The sequence below is a fragment of the Amorphus orientalis genome, assembly GCF_030814015.1.
Classification (GTDB): Bacteria; Pseudomonadota; Alphaproteobacteria; order Rhizobiales; family Amorphaceae; genus Amorphus; species Amorphus orientalis.
In genome coordinates, this window is the sequence record NZ_JAUSUL010000004.1 from 356858 (window position 1) to 377179 (window position 20322).

Here is a 20322-nt window from a genome sequence, read left to right on the forward strand (position 1 = left end):
CCTCAGAGAGCCAGCTTTCTTGACCGTGCGCCGCAGAGCGCGGTTTCCCCATGGACAGGGCCGGCTTTGCTGCTACGCTTTGAAGATGCACGAGCTGTGGTCCACACAATCGGTGGATAGGGGAGAGCGGCTGTCCTACTGGATCGAGGCCGTGTGCGACACCTATGTGCAGCTCGAGTGCGAGGCCCCCGACCGCAACGCGCCGTTCCACGGCCGGATCGAGGGCGTGGCGTTGGGCGGGCTCGGCCTGTCCCGGGTAACGTCGACGCCTCAGATGGTCCGCCGCACCCCGGCGAAGATCGCCCAGGCGACCGAGGACTACTTCCTGGTCAGCGTCCAGGCGGCCGGGCGCGGCGCCGTGATCCAGGATGGACGCACGGCGGAGCTCGGCCCGGGCGATTTCGCGCTCTACGATTCCACCCGGCCCTACGAGCTCGCCTTCGAGAACGACTTCCAGCAATACGTGCTGACCCTGCCGGGATCGGTGCTGAGGAGCCGCCTGCGGGACACCGAGACGCTGACGGCCCGCCGGGTCTGCGGCACGCGGGGAGCGGGCCACCTGATGATCAACATGATCCGGACGCTGGCCGACGATGTCGGCGAGCTGGAGCCAGGATCGGTGGCGGCCGTGGCCGAAAGCCTGGAGACCATCCTGGTCGCGGGCCTCGGCTCGCTGACCGGCGCCAGCGAGCCGCCGGTCTCCGGCACCACCGCCTTTCACCGCGACCAGATCAAGGCCTATGTGGCTGAGCGCCTGCGCGATCCGTCGCTGTCCATCGACGCCATTGCGACCGATCTGAGGATCTCACCCAGCACGGTCTACCGCGCCTTCGCCAGCGAGCCGTCGTCGCTCAACGGCTGGATCTGGGCGAAGCGGCTGGAAGGCGTGCGCCGGGACCTGGGCGACCCGGCGCTGGCGGGCCAGTCGATCAGCACCATTGCCTACAGCTGGGGCTTCAACGACGCGGCGCATTTCTCCCGCGCCTTCAAGGCCCGGTTCGGCCGCTCTGCCCGGGAGGTGCGCGGCGAGCTGGGCGTCCGACGCCCCGTACGGAGCTGAGCGGAACGCCCGCCTCCCGGCCGCCGGCATCCCTTCAGGAGCGCCTGCCCTATCCGCCCCCCTCGGGCCGGTACTCGAGGATGTCCCCGGGCTGGCAGTCGAGCACCTCGCAGATCTTTTCCAGCGTCTCGAAGCGCACGCCCTTCACCTTGCCGGACTTCAGAAGCGAGATGTTCTGCTCGGTGATACCGACCCGTTCGGCGAGTTCCTTGGAGCGCATCTTCCGCCGCGCGAGCATCACGTCGAGATTGACGACGATCGCCATGATCAGACGAACGCCGCGTTCTCGCGCGCAAGGCGCGCGGCCTCGCGCATCACCGTTGCGGCGGCGAGCAGCACCGCGCCGACCAGAAGCGCGAAATAGTCGTGGGAGGACAGGCTGATCATCAGTGCCCGGCTGCCCGGCGGATTGGCGTAGGTGAGCGCGAGCGACATGCCCGCCGACACCAGCGGCGTCAACGGCGCCTGCAGAAGCACCGTCACGGCGAACGTCTGCAGATGGGCGGCGGCGCGCTCGGTCAGGATCTCCCCGCGCGCGAACTCGGCGAACAGCCGCCGAACCGCAAGAAGCCCATAGACCGCCACCGCGATCGGAACGGCCATGACGAGGACCGCAAGGATCCGGCCGACGGGCTGCACGGGCGCGCCCCCGTCGAGCGCCCCGAGCCGGCTTTCCCAAAGGATGTGGCTGACTTGGGGGAGGACCAGCGCCGCCGCGACCAGCGCCACCAGACCGACGATGCCGGCGAGACTCAGAAGTTCGAACGCCCGCGACAGCCGGCGCAGGCGATCCAGAGAGGCAGGTTGATCGATCATGACAAACCCCATTGACCCGATTATTTTTTATCGTAAAACGATAATTATTGGTCGTCAATCAGGAACGCTGTCATGCCCTCACCCAGCCGTCCATCAGCCCGCCTGCGCAGATTCATGTGCATGGTTCTCGCGTCCGTGGCGGTGGCCGCCTGCAGCCACGTGCCGGTGACGTCGCTGCCGAAACTCGCCGCCATCGATTTCAAGACGACCGATCCGAATGCGCTGCTGGCGGGGATCGAGCTGCCGCAGGTCCTGCGGCCGAAGCCTGAAGGCGTCTCGCTGGAACTGGCGGTCCGCCTCGACGACGGGGAGGAACGCGCCGAACGCTATGTCCTGCGGGAGAGGGGCGGCCGCCTGCCGGACCTGCCCGGCGCCTCCGATGGCAACAGCGCCTACGTGTACGGCCTGACGCCGGCGGACGCGCAGCGCCTGGCGGCGTTCCGAAGCGACCTGCTGGAGCTCCAGAAGACACGCCACGGGTCGTTGTCGATCATGGTGCATGCCGATGCCTGCCGGACGGGTCCGGTCCCGGACGGCCCGCTCAGGATCTCCACCTATCTGTCGACCTCGGAGACGACGGGGTTCGTTCCCCTGGCGCGAAACGTCGATCTGAGGGAACTGGGTCGGGCGCCCGCATCGGCGGAGTTGCCGGAATGTGTGTGAGGCGGATTGTTTGCGCTCACGCGAGTTCGCTGCGCTCACCGCTGCGCGGGCGCGGCCTGACCGGCCGGCGCGCGGTCGCGCGCTGATGGGCAGTGGGGTGAGGCGGTGGCAGGAGCCACCCCCGATATCCGCTCATTCCGGCGAAAGCCGGAATCCAGGGCCGCAAGCCGGGGGTACCAGCTCGAGCTTCCCGGTGTTTGCCTGAACGGTCGGAATCACACTTTCCCGGGATTCGGTTTCTGTCCTCAAATCCCGGCGAGCCGACGCCAGCGCTTTTGTTTCAACGCAAATCCCGGACGGAAAACCGGTGCCCACTTTTCCTGGGATTTGCTCTACCTGACCCGTCCATAGACCTCGGTGAAGCCGGTGAGCGACATCGGCACCGTCAGCTTCTGGCGATTCAGGTTCTCGATGATGATGTTGAGCTTGCCGCCCTTGATCATCGCGTCGAGGAGCGCGTTGGAAATGTCCATGCGCGCGTAGCAGCCCTGCTGGTCGCAGGTCTGGTAGTTCAGCTTCTGGGCATTGCGCTCATCGATGTCGATGTTGACGCCGGCCGGCAGAAAGAGCTGCAGCGGCGTGCGGATGTTCAGGATCGGCTGACGGCTGTCGCCCGGCACGGCAATGGTGACGAGAAGCAGGAGCTGGCCGGTCTCGGTGATGACCGCCCGCTGCTCGATCTGACAGGTGGCCGGGGCATCGCGCGAGGCCGACGTGCAGCGCGACGACCAGGGCAGCTCTTCACCGCCGCCTTCCTGCTCGGTCTGCGCCGCAGCAGGTCCGACCAGTCCAAGGCCCGAAAATGCCGCGATTGCCGCCAGGACCAGCGCGCGCGCCAGAAGGTTCCGCCAGTTCATCCGTCCGTCCCCTACCCGAAAAATCCGACACTGTGACCGCGGCTCGCAGCCGATCGGCCGAGCCGCACACATGCCGTGTCTCGGCCGTCAGCGCAAGGCGCTGGGACAAGCCGACATGCCGGCACATGGGCCGGCGGATCGGATGCGGGCTCTCCCCTGCCCGGTCAGTTCATGAGGTTGGGCGCGAACAGGATCAGCCCGGGCCACAGGATCGCGATGGCGACCACCACCACGTCGATGAGCAGGAACGGGGTCACGCCCTTGAAGATCTCCATGACGCTGGCGTGCTGGGAGGCGACGGATCTGATCACGAAGACGTTCAGCCCCACCGGCGGCGTGATCATGCCGATCTCCAAAAGCTTGACCACCACCACGCCGAACCAGATCAGGTTGATGTCCGACGTCTCGAAGATGGGCAGCAGCACCGGCAGCGTGACCAGAAGCGCACCGAACGGCTCCATGAACATGCCGAGCACGAGATAGATCAGCACGACGATGAGCATCAGCTGCAGATAGCCGATATCGGCCCCGCTGACCGTCGACGAGATGAAGTTCGACAGGCCGCTGACGCCGAGGAAGCGGGTGAACATGGCCGCGCCGATGGCGATGATGAACAGCGAGGCGGAGGTGGTCAGCGTTTCGATCAGCGAGGCCTTCAGAGCCTTCCAGGTGAGCCGGCCGGTGACCGCCGCGATCGCGATGGCGCCGGCGGCGCCGACCGCGCCGGCTTCCGTGGCGGTGAACAGGCCGGAAAAGAGGCCGCCGAACACCAGCGCGATCAGCACCAGCACCGGCCAGATCCGCAACAGCGCCGTGCGGGCGCTCAGATTATCCGCGTCGACCGGCCGGCGGGGCACGATGTCCGGCCTCAGCCAGCACATCAGCAGGATCACGATCGAGTAGGCGATCGCCGTCATGATGCCGAGGGAAACGCCACCGACGAAGACCTGGGTCACCGAGGTCTCTGAAAACACGCCGTAGACGATCATCAGGATCGACGGCGGGATCAGGGCGCCGATGGTGCCGCCGGCGGCGATGGACCCGCAGGCGAAGCTCGGCCGGTAGCCGGCCCGCACCATCTCCGGGATCGCGATCCGGCCCATGGCCGCCGCACAGGCGAGCGAGGAGCCGCAGACCGCCGCGAAGCCGGAACAGGCGAACACCGACGAGATCGCCAGCGCGCCTGGCACCTTGCGCAGTACCGCCTTGGCCGCCTCGAACAGACCGGTGGTGAGGCCGGCGTGATAGGCGACGAAGCCCATCAGCAGGAACATGGGCACCGCCGACAGCGTCCAGCTCGCAACGAACGAGTAGGGCGTGGACGAGAGAATGCCGAAGGCCGGGCTCCAGCCCAGCATGGCCGCCATGCCGCCGAAGGAAACGGCGATCAGCGCCAGCGCCACGGGCAGGCGCAGAAGCAGCAGCACGAGCAGCGCCGCGATCCCGTAAAAGCCGATCTCGAGGCTCATACGCCGAGCGCCTCCTCGACCGCGTCGTCCTGGCCGCTGAGCAGCGAGATCGCCCGGAACACCGTCACCAGAACCGCAAGCCCGAATCCGATCGGCGGCAGGAAGTAGGTCGGCCAGACCGGCACCACCCATTCCAGCGCCATGACGAAGGTGCCGGTGGCGTAGTTCTTCAGGGCGACCAGCCAGGTGGTGTAGGCGAGCCCGGCATAGATCACGGCCGACAGGAGGCTGATCGCCACGTCCCAGTAGCGTTTCACCCCGGCCGGCAGCAGGAAGTCGATGGCCTCCACGCTCACCATTCCCCGGCGCCGCTCCAGCCAGGCGATCGGCAGGAAGGCCAGCAGCACCATGTAGTAGCGCGAAACGATCTCCACGGTCGCGGGGATCGGGGCGGAAAAGGCCGTCCTCAGAAAGATCTCCGCGCAGATGTGCACCATCATCACCAGCGCACCGAGGGCGGCGAGCACGGCGGTCAGATTCATGGCGCGGTTGGTCAGGCGGGCAAGCGCCCCCATCTCGATGTCCTTTCGCTCAGGGAAAGGCAAACCGGCGCGGATCGCTTCCGCGCCGGCGAGCGGTTCAGATCACAGGCCGTAGGACGCGTAGTCGACCTTGTCCCAGATCTCGCTCTGGGTCTTTTCCGCAAGCTTCGCCGGGTCCGTGCCGGTCTCCTCGACGATCGCCGTCCACTTGTCGACGAGCTCCAGGAACCGGTTCACCCGCTCCTCGGCGTCGGACAGGCCGAACTGATCCCGCGAGCGCTCGATCGCGTTCTGGACGTCCTTTTCGGCGAAGGCGTTGGAGGCCTCGATGAGCTCCTGGGACGGCTCGACGAACTCGATGCCGGCGTCCTTGGCGGCCTGGATCGCCTCTTTCGGCATCTCGTAGCCCCAGCGATAGGTGAAGTCGACGTTGGCCCGGTTCGCCGCCCGGGCGAGTGCTGCGCGCTCGTCCACGCTGAGGCTCTGCCAGGCCGCCTCGCCGACGGTGAAGTCGGAGGTCGCGTGGTAGGTGCCGATCTCCATCACCGCCACGTTGTCGACCAGGTCGATCAGGCGGAAGGAGAGAAGGTCGGCGACGGACGCCATCGTGCCGTCGATGGTGCCCTGGGACAGGGACTCGAACGTGTCCAGCACCGAGACGTTGACCGGAACGGCGCCGAAGTTTTCAGCCCAGCGCGAGAACGGGGCGCCGCCGCTGCGCAGCCGCACGCCCTGCAGGTCGTCCGCCGTTTCGATCGGCTCCTTGGTCAGGAGCGTGTAGACGTCCGACGAGCCGGAGCCGAGATAGACCATGCCGAAGTCCTTCAGCTCGGTCTGGCAGGTGTCGCAGGTGACCATGTACTCGGTCATCGCCGCGGCCATCGCCTGTGGCGAGCGGCCCGACAGGGCGAGCTCGCCGGCCAGCGCCATGTTGGGCAGATCGGCCGGGAAGTAGAGCGGAAGCAGATTGCCCACCTCGACGAGCTGGCTCTGGATGGCGTCCTTCATCTGGCCGAGGCTGGCCACTTCCGGACCGAGCAGACGGGCGGTCAGCGCCCCGTCGGATTCCTCCGGCAGATACTCCACGAGCTTCTGATAGAGATGGCTGTTGGACGGATGCGCCGGCGGGGCGCCCGGGGCGACCCGAAGCTCGCGCGCATCGGCTGCGGTCACGGCCGTTGCGAGCCCGACCGCCGCGGTTACGGCAACAACAAACTTGTTCATGTCTCTCCTCCCTCAAGGTTGCGCGCCGCCCGGCGGCTCTTTTGCGGCCGGCGGCTTGGCAGTCGCGTCTGATCGACAACTTCGGCGGTGACGCCGCGTTGTTCTTCTCGCCTCTACAAGGACAACAGCTTGCGGGCGTTTTCTTTCAGGATCAGCGGCCGGACCTCGTCGCGGATCTCGATCTTTTCGAAGTCCGACAGCCACCGATCGGGCGTGATGGCCGGCCAGTCTGACCCGAACAGCATCTTGTGCTTCAGAAGCGTGTTGGCGTACTTGACCAGGATCGGCGGAAAGTATTTCGGCGACCAGCCGGACATGTCGATGTAGACGTTCGGCTTGTGGGTCGCGACCGACAGCGCCTCCTCCTGCCATGGGAAGGACGGGTGGGCCAGGATGATCTTCAGGTCCGGAAAATCCGCCGCCACGTCGTCCAGATAGAGCGGGTTGGAATATTTGAGGCGCATGCCCATACCGCCCGGCATGCCGGCGCCGACGCCGGTCTGTCCGGTGTGGAACAGGGTGATCGCCCCTTCGTCCTGGATCGCCTCGTAGAGGACGTAGGCCGACCGGTCGTTGGGATAGAAGCCCTGCATGGTCGGATGGAACTTGAACCCGCGCACGCCGAATTCGCGGACCAGACGCCGCGCCTCGCGCGCACCCGCCTTGCCCTTGGCCGGGTCGATCGAGGCAAACGGGATCATGATGTCGGAATTTTCCGCCGCGATCGTGGCGACTTCCTCGTTGGAATAGCGCCGGAAGCCGGTCTCCCGCTCCGAATCCACCGGAAAGATCACGCAGCCGATGTTGCGTTCGCGGAAATAGGCGGCGGTGTCGCGCACCGTCGGCAGCATGCCGTCCGCGCCGGCCGGGTTCTTGAAGTACTTCGCCATGCCGGCCTGGAACTCGTGGTAGCCGTCGTCACGGGTTCCGCAACACGGCTCCTCGGCATGGGTGTGGATATCGATGGCTGTCAGGCTGTCGACGTTCATGCCGAGGCCTCCGTCAGTCCGAGGAACTTGTGGAGCAGATGAACCAGCTGGTCCCGCTCCTTACGGGTCATGCCCTCCGGCACCGCGCGGTCGAAGGTCGTGAGTACATCAATCCGCTCGGCAACGAACGCGTTGCCCTTCTTCGTCAGCGTCAGCTCGACCACGCGCCGGTCCTCGTCGGGGATCCGGCGGGCGACGAGCCCCTGATCCTCCAGGCCGCGCACCATCTTGGTGATGTGGGCGCGCTTGATCATCAGCCGGTTCGCCAGCACCCCCTGCCGGATGCCGGGGTTGCGGCTGATCACCACCAGCACGGAAAATTCGCCCGGACGCATGTCGTAGGGGCCGAGGGCGGCGAAGTAGTTCTCGAAGACCTGCAGCTGGGCGAGCCGCATCAGAAATCCCAACGAATCGCGCAGCTCGCCGAGATCGACGTGATCACCCGCCGTCTCGCGCACCAGCGTGGCGTCCATCAGGCATCTCCCTTGGGCACGTTGAGGCGCTTGGCCCGCTTCTCCAGGAAGGCCTTCAGCCGCTCCTCCGCTTCCGGGCTGGTCGTGGTGAAGGAGGCAATGAAGGATTCCACGAACAGGCCGTCCTCCTTCGCCATATCCTGGATCCGCGGCAGCGCGTTGATCACGGCGTAGTTGGACAGCTCCGCGTTGGTGGCGGCCACGGTCGCCAGCTCAACCGCCTTGTCCAGTGCCCCGCCCTCGTCGACCACGTAGCTCGCAAGGTTCCAGCGCTCGCCGGTCTCCGCCGACACGACGCGTCCGGTGAGCATCATGTCGGCCATCCGCGCCGCGCCCATCAGCCGGGCCACGCGAACGGACCCACCGCCCCCGACGAAAATGCCGCGCTGGCCCTCCGGCAGTGCGAAGAACGCGCTCTGATCGGCCACGCGGATATGGGTCGAGGCGGCCAGTTCCAGCCCGCCGCCGACGACCGCACCGTGCAGGGCGGCGATCCAGGGGATCGTGCCGTGTTCGATTTCGGCGAAGACCGCGTGCCAGCGCCGCGAGCCCTTCACCCCCTCGATCGGCGATTTCTGGACGTGCTCGGCCAGATCGAGGCCGGCGCAGAAATGGTTTCCGTGGCCGAAAATCACCGCGGCCTTGGCCTCGGACTGAGCCCGGGCGACGGCAACGGCGATCGCCTCGATGAAACGGTCGGAAATGGCGTTGCGTTTGTCCGGGCGGTTCAGACCGACGAGCGCGACGTCGCCCTTGAGCTCGTAGGTGACGAGATCGGGATCCGCACTTGTGGCCGCGCTGGTGTCGCTCATGAAACCCGTGTTCCTCCCCCGGCGTTCCCGCTGATTGCACTGCTCGGGAACTGTCTACGAAATTTTTGTTTCCCAGTAGACAATCAAACTGGATCGAGTCAAGTATCCGCCAAAAGGATAACAGCCGAATTTCATCGGGGGAGGAAGCCGATGGCGAAGCCAGACCTCAGAGAGGTCAAGCTATGGACGCCCGACATCGGGTCGGAGGAGCGCGACGACGGATCCATTCTGGTCTGGCGCAACGATCCGCTCGGTCCATATCCTGACAAGATCACCGAACGCCTGGTCCACTGGGCCGAGGTCGCACCGGACCGGCCGTGGATGGCCGAACGGGGCGATGACGGCGACTGGGTGCGGATCAGCTACGGCGAAGCGCTGGAGAAAGTTCGCTCGGTTGCCCAGAAGCTGATCGATTTCGGGCTCTCGGAAGACCGCCCGGTGGCGATCCTGTCCGACAAGAGCCTCGACCATGCGCTCCTGGCGCTGGCCGCGCAGCATGTCGGCATCCCGTCCGCCGCGATCTCGACGGCCTACTCGCTGGTCTCCACCGACTACGAGAAGTTGCGCGACATCGCGGCGAAGATCACGCCCGGCCTGGTCTTTGCCGCCGACGGAGAGCAGTACGCCGCCGCCATCGAGGCGGCGTTCCCGGCCGAGACGCCGGTCGTGGTCAGCCGCAACAAGGTGCCCGGCCGCAAGAGCGACCAGTTCGAGACGCTGGTCCGCACCCAGCCGACCGACGCCGTCGACCGGGCCCATGCGGACGTCACGCCGGATACGGTCGCCAAGTTCCTGTTCACGTCGGGAACGACAGGGTCGCCGAAGGCGGTGATCCAGACCCATCGCATGCTGTGCTCGAACCAGGAAATGATCGCGGACTGCTACGCCTTCATGCGCGAGGAGCCGCCGATCATCGTCGACTGGGCGCCCTGGAACCACACCGCCAGCGGCAACAAGGTGTTCAATCTGGTCCTCTACAACGGTGGCACCTACTACATCGACGCGGGCAAGCCCGCCCCCAACAAGATCGGCGAGACCATCCACAACCTGCGGGACATCTCGCCGACCTGGTATTTCAACGTGCCGGCCGGCTACGAGATGCTGGTCGATGCGATGGAAACCGACGAGGCGCTGCGCAAATCCTTCTTCGCCGACCTGAAGATGATCATGTACGCCGGCGCCGGCATGGCCCAGCACACCTGGGACCGGCTCGACGAACTGGCGGTGAAGACGATCGGCCGGCGCGTGCTTCTGGCCACGGGGCTCGGCTCCACGGAGACGGCGCCGTTCGCGCTGAAATGCACCGAAGAGCAGTCCCGGCCCGGCAATGTCGGCATTCCTTCCCAGGGCGTGACCCTCAAGCTGGTCCCGGACGAGGAGAAGCTGGAAGCGCGCCTGAAGGGGCCCAACATCACGCCGGGCTACTGGCGCGATCCGGAGCTGACCGCCGCCGCCTTCGACGAGGAAGGCTTCTACAAGCTCGGCGATGCGCTCAAGTTCGCCGAGCCGGGCCGGCCGGAAAAGGGCTTCTTCTTCGACGGGCGCCTGGCGGAGAACTTCAAGCTGGAGACCGGCACCTGGGTCGCCGTGGGCGCGCTCAGGGCGAAGCTCGTCAACGAGATGGACGGCTATGTCCGCGACGCGGTGATCGCCGGCGAGAACCAGCCGGCGCTGGGCGCGCTGCTCCTGCCCTACATACCGAAGATGCGGTCCCTCGTTCCGGAAGAGGCGGAGCTCCGCGACCACCAGATCGTCGGCCATGAGAAGGTTCGCGCAAAGATCGCCGAGCTTCTGGCGGCCCACGCCGCGGCGGCCACCGGATCGGCCACCCGCGTCACCCGGGCCGTGATCATGGAGGAGGAACCCTCCCTCGACCGCGGCGAGGTCACCGACAAGGGGTCGATCAACCAGCGGGCCGTCCTGCGGCACCGCGACCACCTGGTGGATCTGCTGTTTTCCGACGACGAGGAACGCGTCATCAGGGCCCGCAAGAAGGAGCCGGCGGCATGAAGCCGACCGATCTCGGCGCGATCGTCACCGGCGGCGGATCGGGGCTCGGCGAGGCAACCGCCCGGATGCTGGCCGCCCGTGGCGCGAAGGTCGGCGTTCTCGATCTGGACCGGGCCAAAGCGGACGCGGTCGCCGCGGATATCGGCGGCGTGGCGCTGGGCTGCGACGTCACCGACGCGCAAGGCGCCGAGGCCGCGATCGCGGAGGCCGCGTCGGCCCTTGGCGGAATCCGGATCCTGGTCAACTGCGCCGGCGTCGGGGTTGCCGCCCGCATCCTCGGCCGCGACGGTCCGATGCCGCTGGCCGATTTCGAAACCGTCATCCGCATCAACCTGATCGGGACCTTCAACATGATGCGGCTCGCCGCCGCCCAGATGGCGGACCTCGATCCGCTGGAAGACGGAAGCCGGGGCGCCATCGTGAACACCGCGTCGGTCGCCGCGACCGACGGGCAGATCGGCCAGTCCGCCTATGCCGCCTCCAAGGGGGGCATCGTGTCGCTGGCCCTGCCGGCGGCCCGCGAGTTCGCCCGGATCGGCGTGCGGGTCAACACGGTCGCACCCGGTATCTTCTTCACGCCGCTGCTCTACAACATTCCGGAGGAGGCGCGCGGCCGACTGGCGGAGTCCATCCCCTTCCCGAGCCGGCTCGGCGATCCGAGCGAGTTCGCCGACGCCGTCCTGTTCATCATCGAGAACGCCTACCTGAACGGCGAGGTCATTCGCCTGGATGGCGCTGTGAGGCTTCCGCCAAAATGAGTGTGTTTGAGTCCGATCGCGATCAGCCCGCCCGGGTCGCCGCCGAACTGTCCGCAACCCCCGGCTGGCGCCGCCTGACCGAGCTCGACCCCGACCTCGACGACGAGACGGCCGCCACGATCATCGCCGAAGCCGCCAAGATCGCGGACGCCGTGGTGGCGCCGCTGAACCCGGTCGCGGACCGTGAGGGATGCCGGCTGGAGAACGGCCGCGTGCGGACGCCGGCCGGCTACCGGGGCGCCTACAAGGCGATCGCCGAGGCCGGCTTCCTCGGCGTCGAGATTGCCCCGGAGGTCGGCGGCCAGGGGCTGCCGGTGACGCTGCAGGCCGCGTGCGGCCCCTTCTTCGAGGGCGCCTGCCCGGCCTTCATGATGCTCGCCGGCGCCAGCCGCGCCGCCGCTCACCTGATGATGTCCGTCGCCGACGAGACGATCCGCGACGCCTGGGTTCCCAGGCTCCTGTCCGGCGAATGGGGCGCGACGATCTGCATCTCCGAGCCCGACGCCGGCTCCGATGTCGGCCGGATCCGCACCCGGGCCGAACAGGCCGACGGCATCTGGCGGGTCACCGGACAGAAGATCTGGATCTCGTTCGGCGACCACGACGTCACCGACCGGATCGGTCACTGCCTGCTGGCGCGGACTGGCGACGAGCCCGGAACTCGGGGGCTCAGCCTGTTCCTGGTGCCCAGCATCCGCGACGACGGCACGGCGAATGCCGTCACCGTTTCCCGCATCGAGGAGAAGCTCGGGCTTCACGGTTCGCCGACCTGCGCCCTCGGCTTCGACGGAGCGGAGGCGGTCCTGCTCGGCCGCGAAGGCCGGGGACTGCCCGCCCTGTTCGCGATGATAGAGCAGATGCGGCTCCTGACCGGCTGCGAGGGCCTGGGCATCGCCGCCCGGGCGGCCGACGTCGCCTTCGCCTACGCCGTCGACCGTCGACAGGGCGGCGATCCGGAAGAAGCCCCCCTGCCGATCGTCCGGCACGCCGACGTCAGGCGCCAGCTCCTGGCGCTGGATGCCCAGACGGAGATTCTGCGCGCGGCGATCCTCGAACTCGCCGTCTCGATGGATCTCGCCCGGCGCGAAGAGGGAGCCGCTGCCGAGGACAACGCCGCCTTCGTCGCCTGGCTCCTGCCGATGGTCAAAACCTTCGGCGCGGAAACCGGCTTCGACGTGGCCAGCGGCGCGATCCAGGTGCTCGGCGGCGCCGGCTACACCCGGGAATGGCCCGTCGAGCAGGCCCTGCGCGACAGCCGCGTGCTCGCGATCTACGAGGGAACCTCGGGCATCCAGGCGCTCGATTTCCTGACCCGACGGCTGTGGCGCGAAAAGGGCCGCGGCCTCGCCGACTTCCTGGACCGCGCCAAGGCGGCGATCGAGGCCGCCCGGCCGCTCGACGCCGATCTCGCCGGAACGGCCGAACGCGTCGTCTCCCGCTTCGAACGGCTCTCGTCCGTGATGATGGAGCGCGAGGACGTCCCGCGCGATGGCGAAGCCGGCGCCTCGGGCTACATGCGGGCGGGCTGGTGTGCGATCAGCGCCGTCATGGCTGTGAGACTTCTGATCGCCGGGACCGAGACACCTTCCCAGTCCGCGCTCAAGGCCGTCGCCCGCTTCCGGCTGCACACGCTTGAGGGCGAGATGGGGCTGGCGGAGGCCCAGGCCTCCATGACCGCGGAGCTGATGGAAGCAATCTGATCCCTGCGAAGCCGGGCGCGCGCTCGGCTTCGGCTTCGCCCGGTCGTGCCGACGTCGCCCCCGTCAGGCGGCAGCGACGTCGGTCAGGAACCGGTCGATCTCGCGGCGCAGGATCTCGGCATTGCGGTTCATTTCCTCCGACGCCGTACGAACCGTGTCGGCGACTTCGGACGTGTGGCCGATCGCCGAGTTCAGATAGTCCATGTTCTGGGTGACGGCGCCGGTGCCGGCGGCCGCATCCTGGACCGATTTCGAGATATCCCGGGTCGCCGCTTCCTGCTGACCGACCGCCGAGGCGATCGACGTCGTGTAGCCGCCGACCTCCTGCATCACCTGGGCGATGATGCCGATCGCGGACACGGCGTCGTCGGTCGCCCCCTGGATCGCACCGATGTGGGCGGTGACCTCCTGGGTGGCCTTCGAGGTCTGTTCCGCCAGCTGTTTCACTTCCGCCGCGACGACCGCGAAGCCCTTGCCGGCCTCGCCCGCACGGGCCGACTCGATGGTGGCGTTCAGGGCAAGCAGGTTGGTCTGCTGGGCGATCGCCTCGATCATCGACACCACCTCGCCGATCTGGCTGGCCGCCGCATGGAGACTGGCGACCTTGTCGTTGGCCGCCTGGGTCTCGTGGGTCGCCTTGTGGACGATGTCCGTGGTCCCACCGACCTGCCGCGAGATCTCGCCGATCGAGGCGAACAGCTCTTCCGCCGCACTCGCAACCGTCTGGACGCTCTGGGTTGCCGACGAACTCGCCGACGCCGTCTCCTGGGCCCGGGCGGAGCTGTCCTGGGCGGATTCCGACAGTTCATGGGCGGAGCGGTCGAGATCGGTGATGGTGTCGCCGACGGTTCCGATCACGCCGCGGATGCTGTCGCGGAAGTCGCCGATCAGGGCTTCGGTCCGTGCCTGGCGCGTGGCGCGCGCTTCCGCCTCCCGGGCCTGGATGTCTTCCAGCCGCTGGCGCTCGATCGCGTTCTCGCGGAACGTCTCCACCGCACGGCCCATGTCGCCGATCTCGTCCCGGCGATCGCCCGTCGCGGCCGTCACCGACGTGTCGCCTCCGGCGAGCTTCCGCATCGCCTCGGTGAGGCGGACCACCGGGCGGGCCAGGGCGCCGGCTCCGAACCAGACGATCGCCAGGATGACGAGCAGCAGCACGGCGGATACGCCGATCATCGTGTTGCGGGCGCTCACCGCACCGGCGACCATTGCCGAATACGGCACGTCCATGACCACGAACCAGGTCTCGTCGACCCCGGGGAAAGAGACGGGCGCGGCGCTGAGATAGCGGTCCCCGAAGCGCTCGGCCGCCGGAGCCGACGCGGCGGCGGCGAGCACCTGCGTGAGTTGCCGGTCCTCGACCGCCGCGCCCATCCGGGCCGGATCCCGATTGGCGACCCAGAGACCGTCGCCGCTGACCACCTGAACGACACCTGAACCGAACGGGCTGTAGTCGTTCAGGCGCGCGGCCAGCTCCTTGAGCGGAAGGTCGGACGTTCCAATGCCGATCGCCGCGCCGCGCGGATCGTTGACCACCCAGCTCACCGTGGTCATCAGGACATCCTCGCCGGCCACCGGATAGATGTAGGGCGGCGTCACCAGGTCCCGGTTCTCCGCCAGCGGCAGGTCGTACCAGCCCTCGGTGCCCGCCTCCTTGGTCATGATCAGCTTCTCGATGCCGATCGAGCCGTCCTGATTGCGGAAGAAGTAGGGAACGAAGCGACCGGCCTCGTCCTCGTAGAGCCCTCCGACGTGGTCGGCATCGTCATTGAAGACATTCGGCTCCAGAGCGAGCGTCATTCCGACCAGATCGCCATTCGAACGGACGGTCCGCTCCATGATGCTCGCGATATGGCTGCGCTCGCGATCTCCGTCTGCGATCAGACCTTCGACGGCCGCGGTGGCCGACCGCACCGTGGCGATCGCCTCCCCGACATAGCTCGAGACGTTGCCTGCATAACCCGACAGCATGAGCCGTGCCTGGTTTTCGGCATCCTTGCTTGCCGTGGAGAGCATCACGAGGGAGCCGGTCAGGGTGACCGCGATCATCGAGAACAGGGAGAGCGCGGCGGCGCTCAAGAGCAGCTTGTTCCGGATCGAGAGATCGACAATGCGCATCGGGCAGGTCTCCGGGAGAAGGTCCACATGAGGTCGCCCGGGCGATAGAACGCGGCCCTTGCCCCCAGCTTGCACGTCCGCGCCGTCTCTCCCCGCCGTTCCGGCGCGCTTCGGGACGATGCTTCCGCCAGGTTGCGCATCATTAACTTCACGTTGCAGGAATTGGGGGCTATCCTTGAGGAAGGCGGTCTACAAAGATCGTCGCCCTGTCCTGCCCAAGGTCCCGAGGAATGCTTGGAGAAGCGCGTGCCAGCGCGGAGATATCGCCCCTGACGGAGGGAGCCGCCCTGGTCCATGCGCTTGCCCGCAGCAGCCGCGCTTTGGCGGAAACGCCGAGGCTTGCGGAGGGAATCGACGGCCTCCTTGCGGAAATCGGCGCGGCGAGCCGCGCGAGCCGCGTCTGGGTGTTCCAGACGGTGCAGATCACTGACGACGAGGTGGTCCAGGACTACGTCTTCGAGTGGGCCGACTGCGATCGAAACCGACAGCTGAGCCTCAGGCGATTCCGCTTCTTCTCGATGACGTTCGAGGATCCGCACTATGCGCGCATCATCGACCAGCGTCGCCGGGGCATCGGCCAGTGCACCCATCTCGACGACATCTCGCCGGGTCCCTTCCACGACTACATCGCAACCCAGCAGATCCGCTCGACCGTCGCCGTGCCGATCATGGTCGACGGCGCCTGGTGGGGCACCATCGGCATCGACGACTGCGCGCGCAGGATCGCGAACCCGGGCCTCGTCCTCGATGCGCTCGGCGCCGCAGCCGGAATGATCGCCGCCCGACTGATGGTGGAGAGCCGCGACAGCCGGCCGTTCCAGGCCGAGCTGTTTCACAAGGTGGGCGACTGCGGGGTCTGGGAGATCGATCTTTCCAGCGGCTCCGTGTGGTGCTCCCAGGGCCTGCTGCGGACGGTCGGTTATCCGGCCGCCTATGCGAACCTGATGCTCCGGCGCCTGCTGGCGGCAATCGAGCCGGGCGACCGGGTCAGCATCCTGGGCAACCTGCGCGCCGCGGCGCGACGGGCAGCCCCCGGCTGGCGCCAGGACGTCCAGCTGCGCACGGCGCGCAACGGGGTCCGGTGGACCGAGATCATCGCGGAGATCGCTTACGACCCCGACGGCAACCCGCGGACCATCTCCGGGATCCTGATCGACATCACCCACCGCAAGGAGCGCGAGGAGAATGCGCTGTCCGCGTCGCACAGCGACGCGCTGACGGAGCTTCTGAACCGGCGCGGCTTCGATGAACGGTTCTCGCGAATTCCGCAGGCATCGGCCGCCGCCGAAGGCGCGGAAACTTCGCGCCCGTTCCTGTTCCTGCTGGACATTGACGGCTTCAAGACCATCAACGACCGGCACGGACATCTCGTCGGAGACAAGGTGCTGCAGATCCTCACCGAGCGGATCCGGCGGGTGCTGCGCCAGGGCGACGCGTTCGCCAGGTTCGGAGGCGACGAGTTCGCCGTGCTTCTGGCAGCCGTGACCCGGTCCCAGGCCCGGACGCTTTCGGAGCGCATGCGGCAGGCGGTCGCGGAGACGCCTTTCGATACCGGGTGGCCCGTCGACGGCGCCGCAGACGGCGTTCGGGTCACCGTCAGCATCGGTCTCGCGAGCGTCCCCGACGGCGACGATCCGATGCTGCGCCAGGCCATGGCGCTTGCCCATGCCGATCACGCTCTCTATGCGGCCAAGCGGCGCGGACGAAACCGGGCGGTGACCTACGACGACATGGCGGGGGCCCCGGAATGGGCGTCCGCAGCATCCGATTGACACGGTTCCGCGCACCCTCCAGAAACCGGACAGGAGTCATCTGCTGTCCGGGTCCCGGGCCCTGATCAGCAGCAACCGATCGGAGGCATTCGGTGCAGAGCAGAGCAGCAGTCGCATGGAAGGCAGGCGAACCACTCTCGATCGAGACGGTGGAACTCGACGGTCCGAAGGACGGCGAGGTTCTCGTCGAGGTGATGGCGACTGGCGTGTGCCACACCGATGCCTACACCCTCTCCGGCGGCGATCCGGAAGGCCTGTTTCCGTCGATCCTGGGCCATGAGGGCGCCGGCATCGTCCGCGAGGTCGGCGCCGGCGTGACCAGCGTGAAGCCGGGCGATCACGTGATCCCGCTCTACACGCCCGAATGCCGCGAGTGCAAAACCTGCCTCTCGCAGCGCTCCAATCTGTGCACCTCCATCCGCGCGACCCAGGGCAAGGGCCTGATGCCCGACGGCACCAGCCGCTTCTCCACCGGCGGCGACCAGCTTTTTCACTACATGGGCTGCTCGACCTTCTCCAACTTCACGGTGATGCCGGAGATCGCGGTGGCGAAGGTCCGTGAGGACGCACCCTTCGACAAGATCTGCTATATCGGCTGCGGCGTGACCACCGGCATCGGCGCGGTGATCTACACCGCCAAGGTCTGGCCGGGCGCCAATGTGGTCGTGTTCGGCCTGGGCGGCATCGGCCTCAACGTGATCCAGGGCGCCCGCATGGTCGGCGCCGACAAGATCATCGGCGTGGATCTCAATCCGGCGAAGCGCGAGATGGCCGAGAAGTTCGGCATGACCGACTTCATCAACCCGAACGACGTCGGACACGACAAGGTCGTCCAGGCGGTGATCGACGCGACCGACGGCGGCGCGGACTTCTCCTTCGACGCGACCGGCAACACCACCGTGATGCGCCAGGCGCTCGAATGCTGCCATCGCGGCTGGGGCGAGTCGATCGTCATCGGCGTCGCCGAGGCGGGCAAGGAGATCTCCACCCGTCCGTTCCAGCTCGTCACCGGCCGGGTCTGGAAGGGCACCGCGTTCGGCGGCGCGCGCGGCCGGACCGACGTGCCGAAGATCGTCGACTGGTACATGGAGGGCAAGATCAACATCGACGACCTGATCACCCACACCATGCCGCTCGACGAGATCAACACCGCCTTCGACCTGATGCACGAGGGCAAGTCGATCCGCTCGGTGATTCAGTTCTGAGCAAATCCCAGGAAAAGTGGGAACCGGTTTTCCGTCCGGGATTTGCGCAGGAGGATAGTTCGCGCTCACGCGTGTTCGCTCCGCTCACCGCTCCGCGGGGGCGGCCTGACCGGCCGGCGCGCGGTCGCGCGCTGGCGGGAGCAATCCGGACAGGACGTCGGGATTGTGCAGAGCGCCTGTTTCAATCTCCGCTCACTCCGGCGAAGGCCGGAATGAGCGGATGTGGCCCTTTCCTGACCTAGAGGAAACTCGGAGACTGGCTGTAGACAGGCTCGAACAGAAGCGTTCGAGCGAACCGAAACGACCTCAGACACACCACCTTGAGCACGTCGCGCATGCGGCTGCATGCCGGTCGAGCAAAGCCACAAGGACATCCGATGACCGTCGAAACCGTTTCCGAAAACCGCTCCTTCGGCGGCCGGCAGCTGGTCTGCAGGCACAGATCCTCCGAAACCGGGACCGACATGCGGTTCTCGCTCTACCTGCCGCCAGCCGCCGAAAGCGGGCCGGTGCCGCTGGTCTGGTTCCTGTCGGGACTGACCTGCACGGAGGAGAACTTCACCACCAAGGCCGGCGCCCAGCGGGTGGCCGCGAAGCACGGCCTCGCGGTGGTGGCGCCGGATACCAGCCCGCGCGGCGAAACTGTGCCCGACGATGCCGACGCCGCCTACGATTTCGGGCTCGGCGCGGGCTTCTACGTGGATGCGACCGCCGCCCCGTTCGACCGGAACTACCGGATGGCGAGCTACATCGAGACGGAGCTGCCTGAGGTGCTGGCCGGCGCCTTTCCCGTCGACGGTCGACGGCAGTCGATCATGGGCCACTCCATGGGCGGCCACGGCGCGCTCACGATCGCGCTGCGCAATCCCGATCGCTACAAGGCTGTCTCCGCGTTCGCGCCGATCGCCTCGCCGATCAACTGTCCCTGGGGCCAGAAGGCGCTGTCGGGCTATCTCGGCCGGGACGAAGCCGAGTGGCGCCGCTACGACGCCTGCGCCCTGATCGAGGACGGCCACCGGGTCGGCGACATCCTCGTCGACCAGGGGCTGGCCGACGGGTTCCTGGAGAACCAGCTCAAGCCCGAGCTTCTGGAAGCGGCCTGCGGAAAGGCGGGCATTCCTCTGACGCTGCGGCGTCAGGAGGGCTACGACCATTCCTACTTTTTCATCGCGACCTTTGTGGAAGACCATCTCGACTGGCACGCCGAGCGGCTGACCTCCGAGGGCTGACCGCCGGCCGGGCTGGCGGCTACCGCTTCCAATCATAAAAAAAGGCCGCGTCCAGCGCGGCCTTTTTCGTGTCTTCGCGGGTAGCGCTGTCCGGTCAGAACCTGACCGTCAGCCGTCCGGTGACGGAGTTGTCGACGGCGCCGGAGCCGAACTGGCCGTCATAGTCGACGCCCAGCGTCGTGCCGGCGATGCCCAGGTCCGGGGGAGCACCCAGATCCACTTCGAGACCGGCGCCGAGGACCGCCACGTCCTCGGCGATCGGAACCCCGGCGACGGTGAACGCGGAGCCGCCCGCGAACGCGTTGGTCGCGACCGGATCGAGCGACCCGAAGGCGTGGCGCCAGCCGACCAGACCCGTCACCCGCGCCCGGGCGAAGGAGACCGGCAGGTCCGCCCCGGCGCGAATGCCGAGCGTGGTGTAGGTCACTTCCGTGGTGTCGCTCTGGACGGAGAGTGCGGCCGAGCCGCCCGTCTCCGTGTACCCGTCGGTCGAGGCCGCCACATAGGCCAGACCCGCGAACGGCTCCAGCGCGACCGGCCCGGTCAGGACCTCGTAGCCCGCCTCGCCGAACACCTGGGCCGTGCCGCCGTTGGTCGAGCCGGTCAGGTACTGGGAAAAGCCGGTGAAGGCGGCCGTGCGCGCCGTGTCGATGTCGGCCCACGAGTACGCCGCGCCGGCGCGCAG

19 protein-coding genes are annotated in these 20322 nt (G+C 67.4%); 8 read left to right on the top strand and 11 right to left on the bottom strand.

The window, feature by feature from the left end; translation table 11 throughout:
• The first annotated feature begins 85 nt into the window (after positions 1-85).
• Complete coding sequence (locus tag J2S73_RS18660) at positions 86-1060, top strand: AraC-like ligand-binding domain-containing protein (protein WP_306887171.1); 975 nt, start codon at positions 86-88, stop codon at positions 1058-1060.
• A gap of 49 nt (positions 1061-1109) precedes the next feature.
• Here J2S73_RS18660 and J2S73_RS18665 read toward each other — a convergent pair whose 3' ends face one another.
• Positions 1110-1325: a helix-turn-helix domain-containing protein gene (locus J2S73_RS18665; protein WP_306887172.1), complete on the bottom strand. Its 216-nt coding sequence runs from the start codon at positions 1323-1325 to the stop codon at positions 1110-1112.
• Positions 1326-1327: 2 nt separating this feature from the next.
• Positions 1328-1876 (bottom strand): DUF2975 domain-containing protein, encoded by a 549-nt coding sequence (locus J2S73_RS18670; RefSeq protein WP_306887173.1) that lies wholly within the window; start codon positions 1874-1876, stop codon positions 1328-1330.
• Between the two features lie 120 nt (positions 1877-1996).
• On the opposite strand from J2S73_RS18670, the gene J2S73_RS18675 reads away from it, so the two are divergent.
• Complete coding sequence (locus J2S73_RS18675) at positions 1997-2539, top strand: hypothetical protein (protein WP_306887174.1); 543 nt, start codon at positions 1997-1999, stop codon at positions 2537-2539.
• Between the two features lie 332 nt (positions 2540-2871).
• Here J2S73_RS18675 and J2S73_RS18680 read toward each other — a convergent pair whose 3' ends face one another.
• The 7 genes from J2S73_RS18680 to J2S73_RS18710 all read right to left on the bottom strand — a co-directional run bounded on the left by J2S73_RS18680 (position 2872) and on the right by J2S73_RS18710 (position 8845).
• Positions 2872-3396, bottom strand: a complete 525-nt coding sequence (locus tag J2S73_RS18680) for an invasion associated locus B family protein (RefSeq protein ID WP_306887175.1) — start codon at positions 3394-3396, stop codon at positions 2872-2874.
• 164 nt (positions 3397-3560) lie between these two features.
• Complete coding sequence (locus J2S73_RS18685) at positions 3561-4865, bottom strand: TRAP transporter large permease (protein ID WP_306887176.1); 1305 nt, start codon at positions 4863-4865, stop codon at positions 3561-3563.
• Positions 4862-5380: a TRAP transporter small permease gene (locus J2S73_RS18690; protein ID WP_306887177.1), complete on the bottom strand. Its 519-nt coding sequence runs from the start codon at positions 5378-5380 to the stop codon at positions 4862-4864. The genes J2S73_RS18685 and J2S73_RS18690 overlap by 4 nt, the downstream gene beginning before the upstream one ends.
• Before the next feature lie 69 nt (positions 5381-5449).
• The gene (locus J2S73_RS18695) at positions 5450-6571 is read right to left on the bottom strand and encodes a C4-dicarboxylate TRAP transporter substrate-binding protein (RefSeq protein ID WP_306887178.1); all 1122 of its coding nucleotides are present in this window, start codon (positions 6569-6571) and stop codon (positions 5450-5452) included.
• 113 nt (positions 6572-6684) lie between these two features.
• The gene (locus J2S73_RS18700) at positions 6685-7560 is read right to left on the bottom strand and encodes an amidohydrolase family protein (RefSeq protein ID WP_306887179.1); all 876 of its coding nucleotides are present in this window, start codon (positions 7558-7560) and stop codon (positions 6685-6687) included.
• Entirely contained in the window at positions 7557-8033 is a 477-nt protein-coding gene (locus tag J2S73_RS18705) for a MarR family winged helix-turn-helix transcriptional regulator (RefSeq protein ID WP_306887180.1), read from the bottom strand. Before J2S73_RS18705 ends, J2S73_RS18700 begins: the two co-directional genes overlap by 4 nt.
• Positions 8033-8845 (bottom strand): crotonase/enoyl-CoA hydratase family protein, encoded by an 813-nt coding sequence (locus tag J2S73_RS18710; protein WP_306887181.1) that lies wholly within the window; start codon positions 8843-8845, stop codon positions 8033-8035. Before J2S73_RS18710 ends, J2S73_RS18705 begins: the two co-directional genes overlap by 1 nt.
• A gap of 150 nt (positions 8846-8995) precedes the next feature.
• Here J2S73_RS18710 and J2S73_RS18715 point away from each other — a divergent pair, with 150 nt between their 5' ends.
• From J2S73_RS18715 to J2S73_RS18725, 3 genes are read left to right on the top strand one after another with little or no spacing between them, the layout of a single operon-like run.
• On the top strand, positions 8996-10855 hold the full coding sequence (locus tag J2S73_RS18715) for a feruloyl-CoA synthase (RefSeq protein WP_306887182.1): 1860 nt from the start codon (positions 8996-8998) through the stop codon (positions 10853-10855).
• Complete coding sequence (locus J2S73_RS18720) at positions 10852-11613, top strand: SDR family NAD(P)-dependent oxidoreductase (RefSeq protein ID WP_306887183.1); 762 nt, start codon at positions 10852-10854, stop codon at positions 11611-11613. Before J2S73_RS18715 ends, J2S73_RS18720 begins: the two co-directional genes overlap by 4 nt.
• Entirely contained in the window at positions 11610-13313 is a 1704-nt protein-coding gene (locus J2S73_RS18725) for an acyl-CoA dehydrogenase family protein (RefSeq protein ID WP_306887184.1), read from the top strand. The genes J2S73_RS18720 and J2S73_RS18725 overlap by 4 nt, the downstream gene beginning before the upstream one ends.
• 63 nt (positions 13314-13376) lie before the next feature.
• Here J2S73_RS18725 and J2S73_RS18730 read toward each other — a convergent pair whose 3' ends face one another.
• A complete protein-coding gene (locus tag J2S73_RS18730; protein ID WP_306887185.1) occupies positions 13377-15431 on the bottom strand; it encodes a methyl-accepting chemotaxis protein in 2055 nt (684 codons plus the stop codon).
• A 230-nt stretch (positions 15432-15661) separates the two neighbouring features.
• Here J2S73_RS18730 and J2S73_RS18735 point away from each other — a divergent pair, with 230 nt between their 5' ends.
• The 3 genes from J2S73_RS18735 (at position 15662) to fghA (ending at position 19637) form a co-directional block, all read left to right on the top strand.
• Positions 15662-17203, top strand: coding sequence for a GGDEF domain-containing protein (locus tag J2S73_RS18735; RefSeq protein WP_306887186.1), 1542 nt, complete (start codon positions 15662-15664; stop codon positions 17201-17203).
• Positions 17204-17295: 92 nt separating this feature from the next.
• The gene (locus J2S73_RS18740; protein ID WP_306887187.1) at positions 17296-18408 is read left to right on the top strand and encodes an S-(hydroxymethyl)glutathione dehydrogenase/class III alcohol dehydrogenase; all 1113 of its coding nucleotides are present in this window, start codon (positions 17296-17298) and stop codon (positions 18406-18408) included.
• Positions 18409-18785: 377 nt separating this feature from the next.
• Complete coding sequence (gene fghA / locus J2S73_RS18745; RefSeq protein WP_306887188.1) at positions 18786-19637, top strand: S-formylglutathione hydrolase; 852 nt, start codon at positions 18786-18788, stop codon at positions 19635-19637.
• A gap of 94 nt (positions 19638-19731) precedes the next feature.
• Here fghA and J2S73_RS18750 read toward each other — a convergent pair.
• The coding region (locus tag J2S73_RS18750) for an autotransporter outer membrane beta-barrel domain-containing protein (protein ID WP_306887189.1) at positions 19732-20322 on the bottom strand (591 nt) is incomplete at its 5' end.

Bases quoted from the DNA above. Each gene is read 5' to 3' on its own strand.
- J2S73_RS18660 (WP_306887171.1), top strand. From the start codon at position 86: ATGCACGAGCTGTGGTCCACACAATCGGTGGATAGGGGAGAGCGGCTG.
- J2S73_RS18715 (WP_306887182.1), top strand. From the start codon at position 8,996: ATGGCGAAGCCAGACCTCAGAGAGGTCAAGCTATGGACGCCCGACATC.
- J2S73_RS18720 (WP_306887183.1), top strand. From the start codon at position 10,852: ATGAAGCCGACCGATCTCGGCGCGATCGTCACCGGCGGCGGATCGGGG.
- J2S73_RS18695 (WP_306887178.1), bottom strand. From the start codon at position 6,571: ATGAACAAGTTTGTTGTTGCCGTAACCGCGGCGGTCGGGCTCGCAACG.
- J2S73_RS18735 (WP_306887186.1), top strand. From the start codon at position 15,662: ATGCTTGGAGAAGCGCGTGCCAGCGCGGAGATATCGCCCCTGACGGAG.
- J2S73_RS18665 (WP_306887172.1), bottom strand. From the start codon at position 1,325: ATGGCGATCGTCGTCAATCTCGACGTGATGCTCGCGCGGCGGAAGATG.
- J2S73_RS18690 (WP_306887177.1), bottom strand. From the start codon at position 5,380: ATGGGGGCGCTTGCCCGCCTGACCAACCGCGCCATGAATCTGACCGCC.
- J2S73_RS18710 (WP_306887181.1), bottom strand. From the start codon at position 8,845: ATGAGCGACACCAGCGCGGCCACAAGTGCGGATCCCGATCTCGTCACC.
- J2S73_RS18705 (WP_306887180.1), bottom strand. From the start codon at position 8,033: ATGGACGCCACGCTGGTGCGCGAGACGGCGGGTGATCACGTCGATCTC.
- J2S73_RS18675 (WP_306887174.1), top strand. From the start codon at position 1,997: ATGGTTCTCGCGTCCGTGGCGGTGGCCGCCTGCAGCCACGTGCCGGTG.
- J2S73_RS18670 (WP_306887173.1), bottom strand. From the start codon at position 1,876: ATGATCGATCAACCTGCCTCTCTGGATCGCCTGCGCCGGCTGTCGCGG.
- J2S73_RS18730 (WP_306887185.1), bottom strand. From the start codon at position 15,431: ATGCGCATTGTCGATCTCTCGATCCGGAACAAGCTGCTCTTGAGCGCC.
- J2S73_RS18685 (WP_306887176.1), bottom strand. From the start codon at position 4,865: ATGAGCCTCGAGATCGGCTTTTACGGGATCGCGGCGCTGCTCGTGCTG.
- J2S73_RS18725 (WP_306887184.1), top strand. From the start codon at position 11,610: ATGAGTGTGTTTGAGTCCGATCGCGATCAGCCCGCCCGGGTCGCCGCC.
- J2S73_RS18700 (WP_306887179.1), bottom strand. From the start codon at position 7,560: ATGAACGTCGACAGCCTGACAGCCATCGATATCCACACCCATGCCGAG.
- fghA (WP_306887188.1), top strand. From the start codon at position 18,786: ATGACCGTCGAAACCGTTTCCGAAAACCGCTCCTTCGGCGGCCGGCAG.
- J2S73_RS18680 (WP_306887175.1), bottom strand. From the start codon at position 3,396: ATGAACTGGCGGAACCTTCTGGCGCGCGCGCTGGTCCTGGCGGCAATC.